Source organism: Paenibacillus koleovorans NBRC 103111, from assembly GCF_004000845.1.
Lineage (GTDB): Bacteria > Bacillota > Bacilli > Paenibacillales > NBRC-103111 > Paenibacillus_AA > Paenibacillus_AA koleovorans.
Map to the genome: position 1 here is coordinate 48,129 of NZ_BIMA01000009.1, position 22,885 is coordinate 71,013.

The window sequence follows — 22,885 nt, forward strand, 5'->3', positions numbered from 1 at the left end:
CATTAAGAATAATAATCAGATAAAAACAATCATATTTCATACTAAGAAGTTCTTCTCATCTTTGCAAAAATGTTTTCCGAGACAAAATCAGTATTCGATCATTTTTTGAAGTTTAATGACCATTTATAGTTTGCTATTCCCGGAATTGAATAAATCACAACTGCAAACAAGAATAACAAAGTAATACATATAAGTACAGTTAGTATTAACTTACTTTGTTTATTGAATCGATTTACCACATCAATTATAATGAAAGGTTGAAACATTTTATAATAAAGTTCTATTCTACTTCCCCAATTTAGATGCAAAGCCAAGAAAGCCAAAGAAAAGTATATCATCTGAAGAGTTTCAAGTAATTCAGTTCTTTCTTTATTTTCAGAATTGGATTTGCTTATAACTAAAAAGCAATATACAATAAATAACACAGTAATAACTCTAGAATGTTTAGCCGAACTTAAGAAATTATTTGTCGAGTCCATATATGAATAAAGTCCATTAGATAAAGTACCCAATAAAGAAAAAATAGCCTGAAAATCAATGAAATTCCCTAAAATAAGGCACATTATCGGCACTAAGATTTTCGTAATTTTAGAAATATACCTTTTTCTTATTATTAATTTCCTCAATAATTCAATAACAATCACCAAAATCGAGGCATAATGATTAAAAAATGCAAGAATCGCCAGAAGCAACCACCATCTATCCCTTTCCTTTTCTGAAAGAGAATAATAGTAAAAAATAATTGCCATTGCAGAAGCTTGTCTCATTACAGTAAATACGCTGCTGTATGTCAAGAAAAAGTATCCAGCAATATATAAAACTGTGCTATTAACATCATTAAAATAATTTCGCAGGGCTTTTACAATAACTATACCTTGAAACATAGCATAGAGTAAAAATAGAAACTTATAATTTAACTCAAAAGTTAATCCGATGGTCCTGAACAAAATGAAAAAAGGTTCTTTTTCAGACAAGAATCCATACCAAGCACCTGCCCCATACCCCAGATCATAAAACGCCCTGTATGATTCATCGTCTGCTCCACCAAAGTCACGCAATCCTAACAATAACACCTGCGCAACTGCAAAAGACACTATTAATAGAAAATTATTCGATATTTTTTCGTTTTTTGGAATCAATTCATTTCTGCTTATATCTCTATATCCCTTATATTCTGGCCTTATCTTAATAATACAAAATAGAGGAACAACTAATATGATAAACGCAGTTACAAATATATGAATTGCCACGTTATTGACTCCTCAGTTGTAATAAATCAAGCTTCAAGCGCTAGTTTTAATGACCTTTTACACGGCTACCATAGCCCCTAAAAATTTGTGATTTTGGTGGAGATATTAATGTATCAGCAATTCTTACCTGCAATGATACACCCAATATTCTTTATATACGGTACCAAGAAGTTCCTAAGCCAAGTATGTCCATAATAGGATTTTGTAAAGTAGAACCATGACTTTACAGGTAAACCTTTCGGTCCGAAGAGTTTTCTTACTCTAGTCTTTCTTGGTAATGTCGAATCTTTATATGAATTCTCTATTCCATTGCTTTCGCAGAATCCTATAAACTGTTTGGCAAGTAAAATATTTATTTTCTTTATTCGCATTCTAAAGGAATAATCGTAATCCCCCATTGCATGCTCATACAATGGATCAATTATCCCGACTTGCTTAATGACTTCATGATTTATTAGAAAACAATTCCAATTCGCTAAATCGCATTTTACAAAACAACTATTAGACGGCGATAACATGGAACCAATATAGTAGTTCCACTTACCTTTAATAAATGTAGAACCTCCATATGTCTGCTTTAATGTTGACTGCGAGAGTGTACATCCAACAACACCGAGGGGTCCAGAACGTGAAAATGGCTCATGCATCAGAATCCACATATTTTCAAAAAAATCAACATCATCATTAACCATTAGGTAATAATCGTATCCTATTTCAATTGCTGCGTTCATGACTTTGTACATACCACGACTCCAGAACAGACTTCCTGAACCTTCTAATAAAATAGTGTTTGGATATTTTTCGCCGATTGCTTTTACCGTTCCATCAGAAGAGTTATCATCACAAACAAACAAATCAAACTGTGGTATGTTCTTCTGTTTGTGAAGACGCTCGATGCATCGCAAAGTTTTTTCTTTACGATTAAAACATGTTAACATTATTGCCAGCCTCATGATTATGTCTCCCATTAAGACCTAACTCTTTATTTTACTCTGATCTTATTAAAAATTTCGTGTGCTATAATATCCATAAAATTCCTTTTTAATAACACTATTCCACGAGTATCATATGCCCATTGAGTCAATGAACGATGTTTATTCCTTACAATTGTTGCTGCTTCAAAAGTATCATAGAGATAAATGTCATTTCCAGGAACTCCGTAAACCACATTCATGTCCCAAGGTCTCATTTGTAGCCCAAAACTCTTTACAACTTTATATGGCATAGAGATCGTATTAAGAATATACCTCGACTCTAAATTTCTTTTTTTTCCATATAAATCTACGCATAGCTCTTCTTCAGGCACGTTCAGTAAGTAACTCATCTTTGAATTTTCAAAATATGCATCGTACACACTAGCATCCGACATACTGTTAGGGAATTTATAGTCATAAGTATCTCCCATTAAAAGAGAAACCTGCATTTTATTCGTGCTATATTTATAATGTGTCCCTTGATCTGCAAAATTAGTACTTAAAGACGTATATGGATACACAAAGTATTTGTTTTGATCGATACAATATTGAATATGATACTTCAACCATGAGGTTTCCGGCCACGCTAAAACATCGCTTGGTACTTTTGCTGAATTTAAATTTTTATAGTCTCCATTTCTATACCAGGAATAAAAGTCATTCCACTGCTTTTTCAGCCAGACCTGCCCCCAAGATTGAGGATATTGCATAAAAAACGCATCATAATTGGTCTGAATTGGATAAAATGGCCTATCTGCATTTGCATTCCAATGGTGTGTATATAAGGATATACCAGCAACAAAATCTGATTCAGCATAAAATTCTGCTGCTTTTTTTGAATAACTGAAAAAAGCTGGGGAAACGCAAATATCATCTTCTAGAACAATTACTGCTTCAAATCCATATTCATTTAGATAATTTCCACAGGTTAAGACATGCTTACGTAATCCCAGCCTAGATTCAAACGTACGAACAATTTTTTTCCCGAACTTCCAGCTAAACTGGTTAGCATAATTTTCAACACAATCAGTCCCACTATTATCAATACTAATAATCAAATCTACATCTTCGTCATAATAGGCACTATTTAGTGAGGATAAAAGCCGATCTATACTGTTTACCCGATTATAACCAATTACTACAATTCCAAATCTACTCATTGGCTACATTCTCTCACTCTCTAAGATTTGTTTCAATTTTTCAATATCGGTAAAATATTTTGCATGTTCCGAAATCCAATCCATATCTTTTTCCCACCACTTCAATTTAAGTAGCCAATCTATTTCGTCAGTCTCAAATCTATATTTTATAACCCTTGCCGGTATACCACCTACAACAGCGTATGCAGGCACATTCTTAGTTACAACTGCCCCAGCCGCTATAATTGCCCCATCTCCGATTCTAATGCCAGCTATCAAAAGAGTATTATATCCAACCCAAACATCATTACCGATTTCTACATAATATTTTTTCTCTTTATCCGCATATTCAAACTCACTAAATAGCATATGACTCACATATGAAAACCCAGTTGGCGTTCTTATAGAATAGAATGCAGGATGGGTTGAAATAAATTTGTTAGTTGGATGATTTCCAAATACCACTTGAACCTTTGGAGCAATAGAACTATATCTACCTATTTTACAATTATTGAGTTTACTAAATGAAGAAACATAGCTTCCAAATCCTAATGAAGAATTAACAATAGTAGCAAATTTAGAAACTGAATTGGCTCCTTCAAAATTAGAGTTTCTAACTCTGCTTAAGATACTTATATGATTTTTTTTATTTATGTTCATGCTTAAATCCCTCTATCTTCAATCCAACTTTTTATTCGTTGTGCCTGTAATAAGTAATTTTTTTGGCCAATAACAAACTCTTTTGCGCGCTCACCCAGAGTTTTTCTGTCAATATCATCTAATTCCAAACCATACTTAATAGTCTTTACAATTCCACAAATACTTTCCTCTTCAAATACAAGCAAATGTTCAAAATATTCTTCCGGTATCCCTTCTAACCGAAAAGTCAGTACTGGAACACCAGAAGCCATGTATTCTAAGAGCTTGGATGGAAAACAATATGCCGAAGCTATTTCAGAAGGGAGTCTCATATTAATTAGCATCGTTGCCTGACTCTGCTTAATAAGAACGTCCTTTCTTGAGGGTAAAAAACCATAAAAGATTATTCTTGGGTCTTTAGTTGCTGCTTCTATTAAGTATTCCACATCATTTCCACCACCAGTAATCCACAATTCCAGATTTGGATCATCAATTTCTTTAAATGCTTTAATCAGTAAATCAAGACCATATTTTCTTTCAATCATTCCAGAGTACATAAGTACCCTTTTTCTCGTCTTCTTTATCTCTGGAACTGGTAAATCATCAGCATTCCATACCCCTTCCATCAACATCCATTTTCCATCCGGAATCCTTAAAAATTCTGCCATTTTAGCAGAATATAGAATATACCCATCGAATCTTTTCTGAAGTAGTTTAATTTGAAACCAATCTATTTTTTTTAGAATCGCTTTTACTTTATCTTGTCCTAAGTCCATGAATTGTGGTAGATCAGTAATAAATAAATATAGTTTTGCTGAAGGAATTATTTTTTTTATCACACAGGCAGTTGCCATAACTGATGAACGCATTGAATACACAAAAACAGTTACTTCCCCCCTACGATATCTTTCTGCAACCCACTTTCTGGCTTCTTTGATCATGGACCTTTTACATAAAAGCCTATTAATATATTTTATGTTTTTATAGCCAACACTTATATTATAAGCACCTGCTTTATGAGACCATTGAAAAGGCAAAACTATTTTATCTGTGTACGTGGGATATGGAGGAAGGACACTTCCATTAATAGAATCAAAAACATCACTATAAATATCTTCAATTCCTCGAATTAAATTCACCTGTGATACTTGGGCTGAAGCTAAACTATAACCCTTTTTGGACTTATTTATGAACTCCTCATTGCTCTCTAAACAACCAATCCATAATAAATCCTTCATAGCTTAATAATCCCTTCCAAAGCAACATTGGCTTTGATTTTGAATAGTAATTCAACAAACGACAGCGTCAGAGTTCACTGATTGTTACACCAGAAAATTGTTTCATTCGTCCTTTGGCTAACATATTGAAAGTTTTAGCACATGGTTCTCGCTTTCCTCTTCTTACTATGTAGATCTTAATTTGTCCCCAGTTTGTACTGCTTCTAATGGCTACACCATTGCTGTGGTCAACTGTATTTATTGACTTTTTATTTCCTTTACATATTTGATTATAGAAACTTCCTTTGCTAGCTTCTCAATAAGGTACTCACGACCACGAATACCCATTTCTTTTTGAACTGTGCTTCCCGAATTGTCAATAAACCAACGAATATGCTTCTTAACTGCACTATAATCTCCCGGTTCGCAAACTAAACCGATGTTTGCTTCCTCAATGATCAGTCTTGCTTCAGAACCCACCTCTAGAACACCTAGTATCGGTTTACCTGCAGCCATGATTCCATAGAGTTTACTAGGCACTGATACACCACTAATGCCCTTCGCATTTACGCACCAATGGACATCTCCTGCATTAAGACTATATACTAATTCTGATTTCTTTTGATAAGGAATAAAAGTTACGTTTTTAAGATTATTATCGTCTCTGAATTGCACCAATTTATTTTGAATTGAACCCTCACCAACAAATACGAAGATAACATCTTCTCTCTCTTGAAATTTCTTGACGACATGCATCAAGTTCTCAAGATCATAATAAAGTCCAAGGTTGCCGGAATACATTATGATGAACTTATTTTCTAATCCGTATTTCGTTTTGAATGCCTGTACTTTTTCATTATCGGATGGTAGAGGATAAATCTCCTTTTCATCAATCCAGTTATTGATGAACACATGATTCGGTACTTTCTCCCCACTGAATCGGCTTATAAGAGTTTCAGCCATGTCACGACCAACAACAATTACCTTGTCAGAATGTTTGCAACTAAATTTATCGAACCACATCATTAATTTAAGAACAAATTTATTTTTACTGTAACCAACTGCCATTGTTTGTTCGGGATTGAAGTCCTGAATGTTGTATATGTACTTGGCCTGCTTCATCCATTTCCCCCATACGCCTAACAGTCCTCCGAGTATCGGCGGTTGAGATATGGAGTATACATAATCCATCTTTCCGACCATAAATGTAGCAATCATAGCCCCGAAGAAGTAGGCCAGGATATTCTTAATCCTACTAGTTTTATTCCCCTTAGAGAATTCCGGAACACGAATACGTACAATCTTCACACCATTGATTTCTTCCCTAAAATAAGCTTTTGACTTATACTCGGATGAAACCTTCCCAGTATAAGAGGGAACAACACAAACAATTGTTATATCAAACACATGAAGCATTCCCTCTGCCAGTTCTTGTAGAATTTGACCTGTGGAAGCGACATCCGGAAAATAATAATGCGCATATATTAATAGTTTTTTTCTTTCAGTGTTCATCTTTCCACCTGAAAATCATTTTTTTCTGAACAGTTGCTCAAGCTTCCGACTGAAAAGCTTTATTTTTCTTGGATTACGCTTCGCAAGATGCAAAATGTCGATACGTACTTACCAGACCATCTTTTAGAGGGATACGCGCCTTCCATCCTAAGTTTAATAGCTTACTTGTATCTACTAGCTTCCTAGGTGTTCCATCAGGTTTAGATGAGTTGAAGTGAATATTTCCCTCATACCCTACAATGCTAATTATTAATTCAGTTAATTCTCTTATTGTTATATCTTGCCCAGTACCTATATTCACGATCTCACTGCTATCGTAATTAAGCATCAGAAACTCACAAGCATCCGCCAAATCATCTGCATGCAGAAATTCTCGCCTTGGCGTCCCCGTTCCCCAGACTTCAACGCTAGGCTCGTCATTAACCTTAGCTTCATGGAATTTACGAATCAGTGCTGGAAGGACATGTGATGTCTCTAAATCAAAATTATCATTAGGCCCATACAAATTAGTCGGCATAACAGAAATAAATCGCGTCCCGTATTGCCTATTGTACGACTGGCACATCTTGATTCCAGCGATCTTGGCGATGGCGTAGGGTTCATTAGTAGGCTCTAGCTCCCCGGTTAAGAGATACTCTTCCTTCATAGGCTGAGGCGCGAATTTGGGATAGATACAAGTGCTGCCCAAGAAAAGCAGCTTCTTAACTCCGGCTTGGTAAGCGCAATCGATCACATTGGTCTGAATCATCAAGTTATCACGGATAAAATCCGCAGGGTACTCGTTATTCGCTACAATCCCTCCCACCTTGGCAGCGGCAAGGAATACGTAGTCTGGCTTCTCCTCGATGAAGAAATTACGAACACTGTGGTAGTCCCTGAGATCCAACTCTTGGCTAGTCCGATAGACAAAGTTGTTATAACCCTTTGCCTCCAAATGTCTAACGATTGCCGATCCTACAAGTCCCCGGTGACCCGCTACATAGATCTTGTCTGTCTTCTCCATCTGCTTACACCTCGCAGCGAACTTTTGTTTTCGCGGATTGCAGATCTTCTTTCGCTTCGATTAGATCCGCGTCCACCATCTGGTTTACCAGTTCATGGAACTTGATCTTCGGTTCCCAACCAAGTAACTGCTTAGCCTTAGATGCATCACCTAGAAGAAGATCCACTTCTGTAGGTCTAAAATATTCAGGATCTACCGATACCAAGACTTGTCCTGTACGCTCATCTATACCTACTTCATGAACCCCAGTTCCCTTCCACATCACCTTGATGCCAACCCTATCAAACGCCAATTCTACAAATTCACGGACTGTATGGGTTTCCCCTGTAGCAACCACGAAGTCTTCGGGTTTCTCCTGCTGTAGCATGAGCCACATCGCTTCCACATAGTCTTGTGCGAAACCCCAGTCTCTCTTGGCATCCAAGTTACCTAGATATAATCGCTCCTGAACCCCCAAGAATATTCGTGTCACGGCTCTAGTGATTTTCCGAGTAACAAATGTCTCGCCCCTCAACGGAGATTCATGATTAAACAAGATTCCGTTACACGCGAACATCCCGTAAGCTTCTCTATAGTTTACTGTTATCCAATAGGCGTATAGCTTGGCTGCCGCATATGGACTTCTAGGATAAAAAGGAGTTGTTTCCCGTTGAGGTGTCTCTTGTACAAGTCCATATAATTCACTGGTAGAAGCCTGATAAAATTTTGTCTTTTTCTCCAACCCCAAAATTCGAATCGCTTCAAGTATTCGGAGCGCTCCAATCCCATCCGCATTGGCTGTGTACTCGGGGGTCTCAAAAGATACTGCTACATGGCTCTGTGCTGCTAAGTTATATATTTCATCAGGCTGAACTTCTTGAATTATGCGAATCAGATTGGTAGAATCCGTTAAATCCCCATAATGAAGAACGAATCGAACGTCCCTCTCATGCAAGTCCTGATAGAGATGATCAATTCGTCCTGTATTGAAGGAAGAGGAACGTCGTTTAATTCCATGTACAACATACCCTTTATTTAAAAGAAACTCTGCCAAATAAGCGCCGTCTTGACCTGTTATCCCAGTTATCAATGCCTTCTTCATGAAGTGTACTATCTCCTTAGAATGTATTGAACCTAATGACCGTTCCGAGACCAAACCATCACACCAACAGTCTTGAGAATTAGCTTAATGTCCAACATCAAGCTCCGTTCTGATATGTATTTCAGATCAAGTGACACCATTTCCTTAAAGCTCATATGGTTCCGACCACTGACTTGCCAAGGTCCTGTACATCCAGGCGTAACAATTAGACGCTGTTTATCATAAGCAGTATACATCTCAACCTCCTGGGGGAGTGGCGGTCTGGGGCCCACCATGCTCATATCGCCTTTTAATACATTCAGAAATTGAGGAAGCTCATCAATACTTGTCCTACGAATGAAGCTTCCTACCCTCGTAACTCTAGGATCAGCCTTCATCTTAAAGACTGCTCCGGAACGTTCATTTAGGTGCTGCAGAGTAGGCAGTAACTCCTCTGCATTGGTTATCATGGAACGGAATTTATACATCTCGAATACCTTCCCGTTCTTCCCGACTCTAGTTTGTTTGTAAAATACTCTCCCCTTGGGATCTTCCAACTTAATGAATAAAGCGATTAAAACGAAAATCGGAAACAAAAACACGATCCCCATAACGGCACCAACAATATCCATGAATCGCTTCATTATCTCGTATCGAGTTCGGCGGACTTGACTGTTTTTCCGGCTGTGTAATGGTTTGTTATAGTCACCGGCCTCGAGCTTGATGTCTAGCTCTGGCAAACTCACGGTCGAATTAGCCCCCTCTTGAAATCTAATAAGCATTTTTTACTATGACTTTTGTAGTTATTTATCCACATTGTATCATTAATTTGCATCATTTTGGCGAAGAATAGTGAGAAGACTACTCTCCTTTGGCTCCATAGTAATAATAGTAGTACGACTCTCCTTGCTTGCGGTCCAAGTTGTTGAGCACCACCCCTAGTATTCTAGCATTCACACGCTCTAGATTGGCCTTCACTTTGATAGCCATTTCCCGTTTGACTTCACCTGAATTGATTACCAGAATAACGCCGTCGCATCGGGATGCAATGACTTGGGCATCTGTCACTACTAGTGCTGGCGGAGTATCTATAATAATCATATCGTATTCGTTCTTGAGCTCATCCAGCAACCTCGACATTCTGGTTGAAGCCAGCATTTCCGATGGATTCGGAGGGATCGGGCCTGATGGAAGCAAATATAGATTCTCTATGTCCGTGTCTACAACCACTTCTCTACCAGTTCCGTGACTGGCTAAGATGTTCGTCAATCCCCAACGATTGGAACGCAGAAATGTATGATGCATGGTCGGTTTTCTCAAATCTGCGTCAATGATTAAAACTTTCTTATCTGCCTGTGCATAGGTAACCGCCAGATTGGTTGCTGTGGTCGATTTGCCTTCACCTGGGCCTGCCGATGTAAGCATGACAACCTGAATGTCACTATCAATCGAGGAAAAGTCGACATTGGTCCGTAGAGTACGATACGCCTCCGAGATGGGAGACTTCGGATTAATCTCGGTGATGATCGGTCTTTTATTGGTTGAGCGTTGCATTGACATGCTTGGCCTCCCCTGCCTTCCTACCTCGAGTTAGCTTGGAATCTTGCGAGGAGTGGATGTCTTCCGGTTTCATTTTCACTACCATGGTCAGAACCGGCAACTCCAAGTACTTCAACACATCTGCTTCGGTCTTGATAGTATCATCCAAATACTCCAGCAAGAAAATAACACCTATGCCCGCCATTAAGGCTACAACTAAACTGATTGCCAGATTCATAAATGGGTCAGGTTTTACTGGTGCAGGCTCATTAAGGATTTTAGCTTCACTCAAGAGAGATACATTATCGACGTTCATCACGTTCGGAATCTCTCTCTGAAATACTTTAGAGACAGCATTAACGATTTCTACTGCCTTTGAATGGCTAGGGTCTTGAACGATTAGTGTCATTACTTGCGTGTTGTTGACGGAATTCACCCTGACTTTACCGATGAGTTGTTCCGCCGTTAGGGAGAACTGCGGGTACTCTTTGGCAACGATCTCCATGATATAGGGAGACTTAATCACTTCTTTATATGTATCAATGATTCGAATATTCAAATTGACATCGTTCAGAGTTAGTTGCTCAATGCCTACACGCTCGGACGATTTGTTGACGATCAGCTTGGTTGACGCCTCATAGATTGGAGTCATGAAGAAAAAGCTAACCACTCCTGTAGTCGTACAGGCTACTACCACTATGGCAATAAGCAACCAAAGCCTTTTCATAATTATCTTGAAGTAATCTTTCAGGTCGAGTTCCATTCCAAACCTCCGCTAACCTCTAGTAAAAAACGAATCCTCCTCCCATCAACTGAGAGGAGGATTCCCTACGATCTTACTTATTGATCAACCGATATAACACCACTGCCGCTTGGGCTCTTGTTGAAATTCCATTCGGATTGAAGACGCCGTCGTCTTCTCCGATAATAATACCTTTGCTTGCCGCGAGGGCCACTCCTGATTTCAAAGTCGCATGAATGTCGCCAGCATCTTGGAAACCCTTAAGCGCTGCTGCTGAATCAGCATCCTTATACTGTTTGGCATACTGAAGCGCACGTGCTGCCATCGTAGCCATCTCAGCACGAGTTACAGGCTCATTCGGCGCAAACTCCTTGTCTGTACGTCCATTAACAAGTCCGATCTTAACTGCTGATGCAACGTATAGACTAAACCAATCGCTACCGTTCACATCATCGAAGCTTTCCTTGGCCGATGCGTCTTCCACACCGAGTGCCTTCACGAGCATTTTCGCGAACTCGGCGCGTGTTACTTGGGCGCCCGGCACAAACTGACCATTCTCCCGACCTTCTATAATTCCCTTCGCCGCGACAACCTCCACTTGACGTCCCGCCCAGTCTTTGACGGAGGCCATGTCGCTAAATGCGACGTTGTTCTGAACGACAATATACTTGCCCAAAGTGTTCGTAAATCCGCTGACTACACCAGCTTTCGCATCATACTTACCAACATAGTAGACTAGCTTGCCATCGGCAATCTTGGCCAATGTCAGCAACTCGGTGTCAAACTGTTTTGGATTTGTAACCGGAATTTTCAATTCAAACGGTTTGGCTACCGAGGTCGTAGCGGCTGTAGTTACAGCCGGAGCCTTAGTTCCCGCTGCTAATGACGCTCCCGCGCCATTTTCTCCCGTTAAAGTAAACTGGACCGTATCGGAAGCAAAAGTCGGTACTGTAAGCAGCGTGGTTCCTCCTGGTCCTCCGACTGCGAAATCCGAAAGCGAGGGAGGTGGAGAGAGCGAAATCGTAACATTGCCGCCCGCTTCGACCTCATCCAAATCCACTACAAAGGTAACTCCATTCACTTCAATAGCTATCTTGTCAACTCCGGCCGCCTTAGCCTTCTCAACAGTCGCTTGAGAGAGAGCAAGCTCAGTCGTACCAGCAGGTACATTCCCCAGGCTGAGCGTCGCTGTCACTGCAGCTTGACGCCTGCTTCCCTCTAGAGCACCTCCGGCCTTCTCATTAATCTTCTTGATGTTGTTCGCAATGTTATCAAACTGCTTGCTTAACGTAGCCTCGTCCAGATTCAATTTAGCCTTGCCGTCCTTGACTTCTACAGAGTCGGATACATTAAGCGTTGCCGCCTTCCCGTAAGCCTCTTCAAGTGCAGTTACTATGTTATCCGCGCTATCATCATCAAGATCTCCACCGACAGGAAGACCACTTAGAATCTTATTCAATTGCCCCTCTACTTCACCCAACAGATCATTGAAATCCCCTTCACTAATTGCCCCTGGTGCCGGTCCTGGGTCAGCAGGCGGATTCGTATTCGGATTCGTCGGTGGATTCTCAATTCCATTACCTGGCTCCTCCCCACCAGTCGAGCTAGGAGCAGTTAGTGTAATTTGCCCGGTAAACAAAAGCTTCCCGAAAAATACCTCACTTGCTGTTACCGTCGTAGTCACTGAAGTGCCGGCAGAGACAGCGGACGATAAGATAAACTTTCCACTCGTGCTATTGTATGTAATCTGGCCGTTGCTGCTGGTCCAAGTCAATAGCGAATTAGGCACAGCAATATCGAGAACAGTCAACCTTGGAGCCAACTCCGAAGTCGCACTAGTAGTAGTGATCTCAGCCTGGGAACGGATATAGCCGATCGCTAATACTTTGCGCACCTCGCCACCAAGATCGAATCTAGTTTGGAAGCGGTTCTTGACCGCAATCAGGTTCGCAGGGGTTATCCCGATGTTACTTAACACAGAACTAAATTTATATCCGGCAGTATCATTCAATACCGCTGTAATGGCTTGATTAATCTTGTCCTCCAACGCCTGAACATTCAGACCGCCTTGATTGTCCGCAAGTGCAATCAGCTCGGTTGGGGACATCGCCGAGAGGCCTTGTTTAAGCCCTTCAATAATAGCATTGATGAAAGAAGAAACATCCGTGAAGCCCAGCCCATTAGCTCCATCTAAACCGGAAAGTCCGCCAAGCTTAGCCAGATCTCCTGCAATTCCGCGCAAGGTTGGATTCTGGGTAATGTCTAGTAGATATTGGCCATCTACGTCATAAGGGAAGGCAAAATGCATGGCCAAAAGCAATAGATTTTGAGCGTTCAAATTTGGATACGAAGACGGACTCGCTTGATAGGTTGTATTATTCTGAACAGCACTCCAAATCTCTGTTACAAGAGCTTGTTCCGTCGATTGGGTATAGTCGATAGCCATTACTGAATCTCTTACCGCACGCAGGATGGATAGCTCATCCGATGTCAATTGACCATGAATGTCATTCAGTGGATTTAGAAGATCAGAGGGCAAACTCGCCGCATAGGAAGTTGCTGATTTGCCCCAATCACTCGGAATACCAGCGACACCACCGAAGGCTACTGCGGTCGCTATTGAAATTGTACTGATAGACCTCAACATTTTCTTCATCTCAAGCACCTCTTTATACAGTTTTCTATACATTTAATTAAAACAAATTTCCCATTTTTTCGCAGATGACTCCAATCGATTCTAGCATCATTCTACCACTATTTCAATCTGTAAATCGAACTTTCACCCTATTTTCTATCTAAATTTTGTAAAAAAACCTGATAGGAACCATTTTTTCGCTTCTTTTTGAGGTTCCAATAAGTCTATCGACTCGCTTGCCAAAACTTTTGTCGAATTTTCTTTGTAATACAATACTCTCTCTTGACCTACATGCTGCTCCACTATTCTATATGCCTTACTTAATTCAATCCCCCTCGTTTCCAAATGATGCACATCAGAGGAGAGGAATTGAACCAAATTCCTCTTGCACAGTTGGATGGAAAGCTGTTGGATCTTGGGGCCAAACAATCCATTCAGAGAATGGCTGGTCAATTGTGCTAGCACTCCCTTCGAAACCAAACTGTGTAACAAATCCGGGTCTGAAGCCAGCTCTGCATTTCGTTCTGGGTGGGCAATAATTGGCTGGACTCCGGAAAGCATGAGCTCAAAAAGGTAATCTTCCGTATATTCCGGAACATGGCCGGAGGGCAATTCAATCAGCAAATACTTCGAATTGCTAAGGGAAAGCAGTTGCCCTTGATCCCAGTCTTCCAGAAGTTGACGAGTAAGCCGGATCTCTTGACCGGTCAGAACCTGCAAAGGTATCTGAGCTCGGACCAATTCCTCATTAAGTCGATCAACGCTGGACCTTATCTTGTCGGCGGGGTTCATATATTTGCCGTTGGCATGATGGGGTGTTGCGATGACCGTATGAATCCCTTCATCGACAGCTGCTCGCGCAATCCTCAGCGATTCGTCAATATCAGTAGCTCCATCGTCCATTCCGGGGAGAATATGGGTATGTATGTCGATCATATGCTGTATGTACCTCATTCTTCATTATATAGGACTTGCGCAATTATTTCTGTGCCATAATTCACAAAGCATTGTAAATTTGTGACTCAAGCCGTTAGTCCATAATCACTCTTACACAAATATATCGGTATTTGATTGCAATAGTATGACAGAAAAACACAAAAAAAGCCCCCGTAACTACGAGGAGCCAGTCATTTCAAATTATTTCATGTTGATCACAATTGGCCGAGACCAACTTTGATTTTCCGATGCACTCATTAGTAGGTTTGTATGCTCATCCGAAGGGGAATCCTCGAGTTCGATGTCGCGACCCCGTTCGAAGATCTCCTTTGCTCGCTGATCCGAGCGTTTGGATGCAGCAATTATGCAGTAAAAGAAAAGTCCGCCCAGTACCCAACAAAACAATGCAACCCCTATCCCAACCATAAGTCCCCTCCATTTTCTAGTGTGCAGTTGATGTCTCGGGTCGGAGGCCCGTATTCGGCAGCTGGCTGACATACTGGAATTCCTCCAGCACAGTCCCTGTAGCTTTGCGTCACTGATTTTCACCAGCTTTGCCTATTCGTACGATAGTACTGATAGTAATCATATCAAATTGTTAAAGATAATCATCAGACTTCAGTAATGACATCCGTCACATCCCAATAGGAGGTTCGACCTAGATCAGGGGCTAGAAATTCCCTTCAGCTTCTCCAGCTTCGCCTTCACCTGCTTCAAATGCGGATACTTCTGCAAAAGCGTCTCATACCGGCGAATCGCCTCCTGCGGATTGCCTGACATTCGCGCCAGGTCGGCCAGGGCCAGATCCGCCCGCCAATGCAGGATGTCCCGATCGGCGGACACCATCCCGCGATACGAGTGGAACGATGTCTTGGATGCATTCAGCTGTTCCTCTGCGCTCTTCAACAACTGTACGGCTCGCCTCATCTGGGCTTGGGCCAGCTGGAACTTGGCGTCCGGGAAGCTCGGATCGGCCTCGATCGCGCGCAGACATACCCGCTCCGCCTGCTCATACTCTTGTCGGCTCATGTAAATTTTGTGCTGCAGCATCAGAATGTCCGACATCCGTGCAAAACGCGGTGTTCGTCGCGCTATCTCCTCGGCTTGCTGCAGGATGGACAACGCCTTGTCGACATCGCCTGCTCCCAAGGTCTCGCGCCCATAGAACAGCATCCAGCCAGGGTTATCCGGCTCTTCCTCCACCATAAGCTCCAGCAGGGCTATATTTCGGTTCAGCTTCCCCTTGGCTTGCAGGATATGCGGTTCATACCCGTCATGCCCCAGTCTGATCCGTACGGATTGACGATGGGCCACGGTATCGTACATGGTGCTCCCTTGCACCAAGATTTGTTCATGAACCCTTCCATGATAGCGAAGCCCCCGGCTCATAGGAATCATCCGAGGGATGGAGTAGTCGCTCGACACTTTGCCTTGGATGTAGTTGACTTGGCAAATATTAAGAATCGCCGGCAGCCGGGAGTGCTGGAACAGCGACGCCGCTTCACGAACCGCCCCGAGATCCTCGGGCAGCAGCCATTCGTCCGCATCCACCCAGAGCACCCAGTCTGTTCGCACGTATTCCAGCCCTTTGTTGCGCTTGCCGGCGAAATTATGGTCGAGATTCACATCGCGGATCACTCGGACCTTGGGCAGGCGCTCCGCCAGCTCGATCGTGCGATCCGTAGTGTCAGACTCCGCCAGCAGCAATATTTCATCGACCGCGTCGACCAGGCTGTTGATGCAGCGCTCAATACATCGCTCGTCGTTGTGCGTCATGATGGCGGCTGTCACGGTTACGGGCGGCAAGTCCAAGATACGTTCCACTTCTGCATTCGTCGGTCCTTCGTCCCGGTTGCGCAAAGCCCGCTCCACTCTTCCCGTCCAAGTGGCTTGCGGGTCCAGCAGCCATCCCCGGTCCAGCGCCCGACGCGCCTGCCCTACGTACCCTTGATGCAGCAGCGCTTCGCCTAAGTAAACCCAAGCCTGGGCATGCAAGGGGTTTGCAGTCAACAGTTCGATGGCCGCTTGTTCAGCGTCTTTGTAGCGTTTGGCCAGGAGATGCTGGCGCGCTATATCTGGCATGGGTCACCTGCTTTACAAAAGATAGAGAGAAGGCCAACCATGTTGTTGGCCTTCTCTGGGAAAACTAACCGGGAAACCATGTTCTGGGGATGGAAACGAAGAGCACCAATCTGCGTCGGATTGTCCCGTCGTCCAGGACGACAGAAATTCGAACCGCTCCGCCCTCCATCCTAGGAGGTTCTCCCTCTTCCCCGTAAGACACCGCTTCCAGCGTCAAGATGCCGTTCTCGGTTAAATCAACGTCTCGGATCAAATAGTTCTCGACTACGGTAGCGGAAGGATGGTTCATTCCCGCCGTGTAGGCCGAAATATCAATACTTCCAGCGGTCTGGAACAGCGGGAAAATAATCGTCTCGTCAACCGGGATCTGGAGCTGTACCCTGACTAATCGCGGCGGCAAAATGCCATCCGACAGCTCTACCAAATAATTGCCGGTACGTTGATTATGATCCGTATTTTTATGGAACGTCAGCACCGGATAAGAGAACGATACGTCGTGTACCATCTCATATTCACCGATCTCTCCATACACGGTCGCCGTAACCGTGCTCTCCGACAGGCCACTCATATAAGGGGACAAATTGATGGTCGCCTCGGTCAGGACAGCCGGGAAGGCAAGCTCCACCTGATTCTCCACTTCCAAATATAAGAAAAGCACTCTTATTTGCCCTGCTGAGTCCTCCAGATAGATGTACTGTTTTTCCACCCCTCCAGGAGCGCTCTCTTTTAACGTAAGGATCAAACTATTGCCGACGACCTGCGCTTCGCCAATCCGCTCCGATCCGCTGAAATCCACAGTAACCGGTCCCATCATGCCGCTCAGATAGCCGGCGATGTTGGCTGAAGCGGTTTGGTGACCTGTTGCAAACGCGAATCGCTTATCCACTACGCTTATTCCGAGCCATCCTTCTCCAGCACTATATTCGAACCCATCTTCAACCTTTAATTGCAAGGAATAGTTGCCTATGTCGGCAGCCAGGCCGCTAAGAACGGAGGGCGAAACTTCTATGAATGACAATCCCATAGAGCCGCTTACCATCACGTTCAAGCTTTCCAGGGCATCTCCATCAAGATCGGTGAAATACTGGGAAGCATCGAGAATAAACGGTACTCCTACGTCAACAACAAGTCCATCACCAGAATACGTGTAGATTGGCGGTTGATTCGTTCGAAGCGGGATGTCGAGCCGGCGGATTTGACCGATACTGTTCTTGCCCTCCACTTTGATCACCGTGTTCAGTGACGTATTCGCCTGCAATCTTAAGCTGAATGCGCTGGAAGAGTAGTTGTCGAACCAATCATTCAACTCCTCCTCTTCTCCGAAGCCAACCTCTACCCGCCCGTCAACGGAAACAATGCGGAACTCCTTCACTTGATTCGGGCCTGAACCCGGATTGAACATATTGGAGAGATGAACATATCCGCCGTAGACACCGTTCCAGGTGTCTGCCTCCAAGTAGATCGCCTCCGGCGCCTGCACCGGAATACCCGAGGTAATGGTCATGGAATCCGAGATTACAGCCCCATGCCCGTCGTTGAAGCGGATCTCAACCGTGGAGACCCCATGGGACATGCCTTTGAGCGTGAGCATCGAACCGGCAATAGTTGCCTGAACATGAGCATTGCTCGTATTCGCCGTGAAGGACCAAGCTCCGTCTCCGCCGATGTCGAAATAATTGCTCAAGTCTATGGTAGTCCCTGCACCTGGGTCCATCAGGATTGTCTGATCCTTAAGATCTCCGTAAACGGTGGACACCACTGTAGCTTTGATGGAGTGCGTGGCGGATGCACCGCTAGAATCGTAGGCCATCAAATTGTAATTGTTCTGATAGTTCCCGGATGAGAAGAGGCCGTTCATGTGTAGAATTCCACTGATTAAATTAACCGTTCCAAACCCGATCACAGAACCTGTAGCATTGTAGGTCAGAATATCCCCGTCCGGATCGGTAAACAAATCGTGCAAATCGATGATAGCCGTCTGGTTAGGCCGCACATTCAATACTTTATTGTTGTCGACTCCGATCTGGTTCGCAGGGTTGATTACCGGCGCATCATTGATGTTGTTGACGGTAATCACAAAATCATCCGAGCCGTAAGCCCCCTGGTCATCGGTAGCTGTTACTCGTATGGAATGGGTCCCTACGCTGTCGTTATTCGGCCGGCCGGTAAATGTGCGCGTCAGAGGATTAAAGCTGATCCACGGAAGGGTAGACAATAATTGACCGTTCGTCAGAGCAGCCGAGTACGTCAATGTAGAGGAATCGGGATCCAGGAAAGCATTGGCCGGGATGGTGAATTCGAATTCAGACTCTTGCGTCAGCGTCTGGTCCAGGATCGGCACCGATTCATTCACATAAGGCGCATCATTAACGGCCAGAACGGTCAGTGTAAAATCGGACACCACACTAGCGGAAGAATGGTCCGTCGCCGTCACGCGGATGTCGAACGTCTCGTCGTCGCCTTCTCTTGGCGTACCGGAGAACGTCAAGCTCGAAGTGTTGAAGCTGAGCCAAGACGGCAACGGCGACTCTACTCCTTCGTGCACACGGCTTGCTGAATAGGAAAGCGTGTCGTCAGGATCAATGTCAAAAAACGAGCCGCTCGGAAGCACAAATTGGAACGCTACATCCTCAGTGGCCGTCTGGTCGGGAATATCAGGCCCTTTCCTTGGCGCATCATTAACCGGTTGAATCACTATGGTAAAATCCGTCGAAGCCGTCGCATTGTATGGGTCGGTCGCCGTTACTCTTATCGCAAACGTACCATAATCATAGTCCCCTGGCGTACCGGACAAGCGGAGATCCTCATCCAGCTCGAGCCAGCTCGGAAGCGGATCGCCGTTCTGCAGGGAAACGGTGTACGTCAGCAGATTTGGCGTATCATCGGTAAACATGGTCGAAGCTGGAAGGGCGAACGTGAAAGGTTCATTTTCTTCCCCGTATTGGGTTGGAATGGGATCCCTGACTCGCGGTATGGCGTTGACGTGAAGGTTGAACTCCGCATGGGCCGTTAATCCTCCGGTATCGGTAGCCACAATCTTTATCTGATAGTTGCCTGCATCTCCGTAGCTTGGCGTTCCTTCCAGCTTCTTCGCCACTGGATTGAAGGCAAGCCACGCAGGCAGCGAATCTCCATTCGCCAGTTTCGCCGAGTAGGTCAGGCTGTCGCCAGGGTCGATGTCGGTGAATGTATTCGAAGGAACGACAAAGCTAAACAACGAGCCTTCCGTCACAGCCTTGTCGGCGATTGAATGAACCAAGGTGGGAGCGTCATTCACGGGTTGGACGGTCAATTGGAAGTCCGCAAATGCGCTTAGCCCTTCGCCGTCGGTTGCCGTTACCCGAATCGAATACGTTCCATCCTGGCCATTGGTTGGCGTGCCGCTGAACAAACGATCCTCCGGCGTAAACACGAGCCAGCTCGGCAAGGCGCTTCCGCTCGATAATGTTGCCGAGTAAGAGAGCTCATCCTCCGCATCTACATCGGTGAAAATGCCTTCCGGCACTTGATAGCTGAATGCAACGCCCTCGATAGCTTCCTGATTCGTCAACTCACCGTTCAGAACAGGAGCATCGTTCGTGCCTGCAACATACAGCATAATCGTTGCGGATACCGCGGCACCGTGAATGTCTTGCGCCTTAATAACGAAGGAGTCGGCACCGTTGTAGTTCGCATCCGGCATATACGTGTATTCGCCCTTAGATGCATTGGTAATGGTGACCGTTCCATGCGAAGCTTGCTCTTCCAGGCTATACGTCAACGCATCCCCATCCACATCCGTAATCGTCGTAATTTGACCGATGTACAAGACATCCTCGGTTGCGCTCACAACTCCGCTGCTGCCAGCCGTAGGAGCGTCGTTGACCGCAGCTATCGAAACCAGGATCGTGGTCACTGCGGATTCCTCATGAGGATCCGTCGCACGAATCACAAACGAATCGCTGCCGTTGTAGTTCAAGTAAGGCGTATAAGTGTAGGCGCCGGTGAAGGGATCTGTGATCTCCAAATAACCGTGCATCGGTTCCTGATCGATCGTATACAGCAACGTATCCCCGTCAATGTCCGATATCGTGTCCACTTGGCCGGCATAAACGGTATCTTCAGTCGCATAAATCATACTGCCGCTGCTCGCCGTTGGGGCGTCGTTGACCGGCGTTACCGTCACATGGAAGGTTACGGTAACCGATCCGCCGTGACCATCCTCCGCCCTGATGACGAACGAATCGCTGCCATTGTAATCGGCATGAGGCGTGTATGTGAAGGTACCGGTCGAATCATTGGTGACCATCACAGTACCATGCGAAGCATCTTGATCCACACTATAGGTCAGCGAATCCCCGTCGATATCTGTAACCGTCGTTACCTGCCCGAGGTATGCGGTGTCTTCCGTCGCACTAAAGGAAAGTAAGCTTGGCGAAGCAAAAGGGGGATCGTTCACCGGCTGGACATCCAGCACGAAAACCAAAGATTCGCTTGCCTCGTGATTGTCGGTCGCCGTCAATTGAATGAACAACGTCCCTACATCCCAATTCGTCGGCGTGCCGCTGAAAGTGAGCGTATACGGATCGAAAGTGAGCCATTCGGGAAGTGCTTCCTCGCCGACCAGCGTCGCGGAATAGGTCAGTTGATCGCCCGCATCCGGGTCGACAAATAGATTAGCCGGGACCGTAAAGGTGAAGGGGACGTCCTCGACCGCGATCTGTGCCGGGATCTCTGGCGCCACAGTATTCAAGACGTTAACTTGAAACTGGTGAGTAGCCGTACCGGGCAGATCAGGATGATCATCCGACCCCCGAACCGAAAAAGCAACAGGCGACCCATAGGACAACCCTGTAATGCGTAAATAGCCGTCACCCTCAAGCCAGACACTCGCGTTTACTCCGTGGGACGGCAGCCCGCGCACGGAATAGCTGAGCCAATCGCCGTCTTCATCGCTGAAATATTCGTTCATATCCAGCAAAATCGAGCCATTCTTGGCAACGGAAACGGTAGTGGTAGAATCGGAAGTAACAGGACTGTGATTTAGCGGAGGGATATACGGAGCAACGGTACTGAGCAGGTGCAAATAGTCTTCTTTCTCCTTGCCGGGGTGCTCGTTCATGTACTTGACCAACTCATCGACTCGGATCATGCCGTCACTATTGGAATCCAACGTGTCGGGGACCGCCGCAGTCAAACGAAATCGTTCATGCAGCACGGAGGTTTCATTCGGCTTGGATGCTGTTAAATTTACGATGGTCGTTCCTGGTTTCTTCATTCGGATGACCAGCGCGTGCTCGACAATCTTCACATCCGCCACACTGCCGTTCTGAATGTGAAGCGAGTAAGTCAACGTATCGGCCTCTTCAAAAATAGCGCCAAGGTCAATGGTCAAGGAATCGCCGACATGCAAGCTCTCTCCCGGTACTTGACTGGCGATTTCCTCCTCAATAGACCGCAGCAGGACCGGCGTTTGAGTGGATTCATAAACAACCGCTCCGACGGCAGCCGGAACAGCAACGACCAGAGGACTCAGTGCAGCGAGGGCGCCAATCATCTTGGCGGAACGGCCCAAAGCTGCCTTCTTCTTTTTATTTCGCTTTGGCATAAAGCTTCTTCTCTCCCTAATCCGATTATCCTTTCATTGTACTAAATAACAGCAGTATTAGTTGTCGAAATATGTCGAATTATTATGTGAATAATAACACACTTTTGTTTGAAAACAGAACAAATGTTCGGTATAATGGAGTTATACCCGATGTTGCTTTTCCCCATCTATTGTCGTATTGTAGGTGTACCAGAATGAACACTCTAAATTGGAAGGATGTCGAAGGAACATGAGTGAGCAGATTTTGCAACAAATTCTGGAGGAACTCAAGGACATCAAGAGAGAACAGCAAGAGATGAAGAAGCATGTAGCAGAGATCCCTTTCATCAAGCAAGCCTTAATTGAAACGCTGGAGATCACGCGAAACCTGGAGTCCTCCCAACGAGCCTTCGAGTCCAAAGTAGCCGCCGACTACAGAAGCCACGACATCAGCATCAAAATGCTGGCCGAACGCCAGTTCAAGCTTGAGGTCGAGTTCGAAGCAATCAAAAACCGCTAATTATACGCACGCCGACATAAAACAAGCCTCTCGCAAGCTCGACCGAGCTCGCGAGAGGCTTCTTTTGTTGC

16 protein-coding genes and 1 riboswitch are annotated in these 22,885 nt (G+C 44.5%); of the genes, 1 reads left to right on the forward strand and 15 read right to left on the reverse strand.

What is annotated here, in order from left to right; genetic code table 11:
- Positions 1–98: 98 nt before the first annotated feature.
- The 15 genes from PKO02S_RS04755 to PKO02S_RS04825 all read right to left on the reverse strand — a co-directional run bounded on the left by PKO02S_RS04755 (position 99) and on the right by PKO02S_RS04825 (position 22,315).
- Positions 99–1,250 carry an EpsG family protein gene (locus PKO02S_RS04755; protein ID WP_127579953.1) on the reverse strand — a complete coding sequence of 384 codons (1,152 nt, stop codon included), beginning with the start codon at positions 1,248–1,250 and terminating at the stop codon, positions 99–101.
- A 113-nt stretch (positions 1,251–1,363) separates the two neighbouring features.
- Positions 1,364–2,203, reverse strand: a complete 840-nt coding sequence (locus tag PKO02S_RS04760) for a glycosyltransferase family 2 protein (protein ID WP_164821299.1) — start codon at positions 2,201–2,203, stop codon at positions 1,364–1,366.
- Positions 2,204–2,232: 29 nt separating this feature from the next.
- Complete coding sequence (locus tag PKO02S_RS04765; RefSeq protein ID WP_127579955.1) at positions 2,233–3,384, reverse strand: glycosyltransferase family protein; 1,152 nt, start codon at positions 3,382–3,384, stop codon at positions 2,233–2,235.
- A gap of 3 nt (positions 3,385–3,387) precedes the next feature.
- Complete coding sequence (locus PKO02S_RS33575; RefSeq protein ID WP_127579956.1) at positions 3,388–4,023, reverse strand: CatB-related O-acetyltransferase; 636 nt, start codon at positions 4,021–4,023, stop codon at positions 3,388–3,390.
- A gap of 2 nt (positions 4,024–4,025) precedes the next feature.
- Positions 4,026–5,240, reverse strand: coding sequence for a glycosyltransferase (locus PKO02S_RS04775; RefSeq protein ID WP_127579957.1), 1,215 nt, complete (start codon positions 5,238–5,240; stop codon positions 4,026–4,028).
- A gap of 237 nt (positions 5,241–5,477) precedes the next feature.
- Positions 5,478–6,731, reverse strand: a complete 1,254-nt coding sequence (locus PKO02S_RS04780) for a glycosyltransferase family 4 protein (RefSeq protein WP_127579958.1) — start codon at positions 6,729–6,731, stop codon at positions 5,478–5,480.
- Between the two features lie 73 nt (positions 6,732–6,804).
- Positions 6,805–7,734 (reverse strand): GDP-L-fucose synthase, encoded by a 930-nt coding sequence (gene fcl, locus PKO02S_RS04785; protein ID WP_127579959.1) that lies wholly within the window; start codon positions 7,732–7,734, stop codon positions 6,805–6,807.
- 4 nt (positions 7,735–7,738) lie between these two features.
- Positions 7,739–8,815: a GDP-mannose 4,6-dehydratase gene (gene gmd / locus PKO02S_RS04790; protein WP_127579960.1), complete on the reverse strand. Its 1,077-nt coding sequence runs from the start codon at positions 8,813–8,815 to the stop codon at positions 7,739–7,741.
- A gap of 32 nt (positions 8,816–8,847) precedes the next feature.
- Positions 8,848–9,576 carry a sugar transferase gene (locus tag PKO02S_RS04795; RefSeq protein ID WP_174819877.1) on the reverse strand — a complete coding sequence of 243 codons (729 nt, stop codon included), beginning with the start codon at positions 9,574–9,576 and terminating at the stop codon, positions 8,848–8,850.
- A 79-nt stretch (positions 9,577–9,655) separates the two neighbouring features.
- Entirely contained in the window at positions 9,656–10,348 is a 693-nt protein-coding gene (locus tag PKO02S_RS04800; protein WP_373865189.1) for a CpsD/CapB family tyrosine-protein kinase, read from the reverse strand.
- Positions 10,329–11,096: a YveK family protein gene (locus PKO02S_RS04805; RefSeq protein WP_127579963.1), complete on the reverse strand. Its 768-nt coding sequence runs from the start codon at positions 11,094–11,096 to the stop codon at positions 10,329–10,331. Before PKO02S_RS04805 ends, PKO02S_RS04800 begins: the two co-directional genes overlap by 20 nt.
- Positions 11,097–11,169: 73 nt before the next feature.
- Entirely contained in the window at positions 11,170–13,731 is a 2,562-nt protein-coding gene (locus PKO02S_RS04810) for an S-layer homology domain-containing protein (RefSeq protein WP_164821300.1), read from the reverse strand.
- A gap of 135 nt (positions 13,732–13,866) precedes the next feature.
- A complete protein-coding gene (locus PKO02S_RS04815; RefSeq protein WP_127579965.1) occupies positions 13,867–14,646 on the reverse strand; it encodes a tyrosine-protein phosphatase in 780 nt (259 codons plus the stop codon).
- Between the two features lie 479 nt (positions 14,647–15,125).
- Positions 15,126–15,215, reverse strand: a riboswitch (cyclic di-GMP riboswitch).
- A 94-nt stretch (positions 15,216–15,309) separates the two neighbouring features.
- The gene (locus PKO02S_RS04820) at positions 15,310–16,728 is read right to left on the reverse strand and encodes a tetratricopeptide repeat-containing glycosyltransferase (RefSeq protein ID WP_127579966.1); all 1,419 of its coding nucleotides are present in this window, start codon (positions 16,726–16,728) and stop codon (positions 15,310–15,312) included.
- 64 nt (positions 16,729–16,792) lie between these two features.
- The gene (locus PKO02S_RS04825; protein WP_127579967.1) at positions 16,793–22,315 is read right to left on the reverse strand and encodes a putative Ig domain-containing protein; all 5,523 of its coding nucleotides are present in this window, start codon (positions 22,313–22,315) and stop codon (positions 16,793–16,795) included.
- A 229-nt stretch (positions 22,316–22,544) separates the two neighbouring features.
- Between PKO02S_RS04825 and PKO02S_RS04830 the strand changes: the two genes are divergently transcribed.
- A complete protein-coding gene (locus PKO02S_RS04830) occupies positions 22,545–22,814 on the forward strand; it encodes a hypothetical protein (protein WP_127579968.1) in 270 nt (89 codons plus the stop codon).
- Positions 22,815–22,885: the final 71 nt, after the last annotated feature.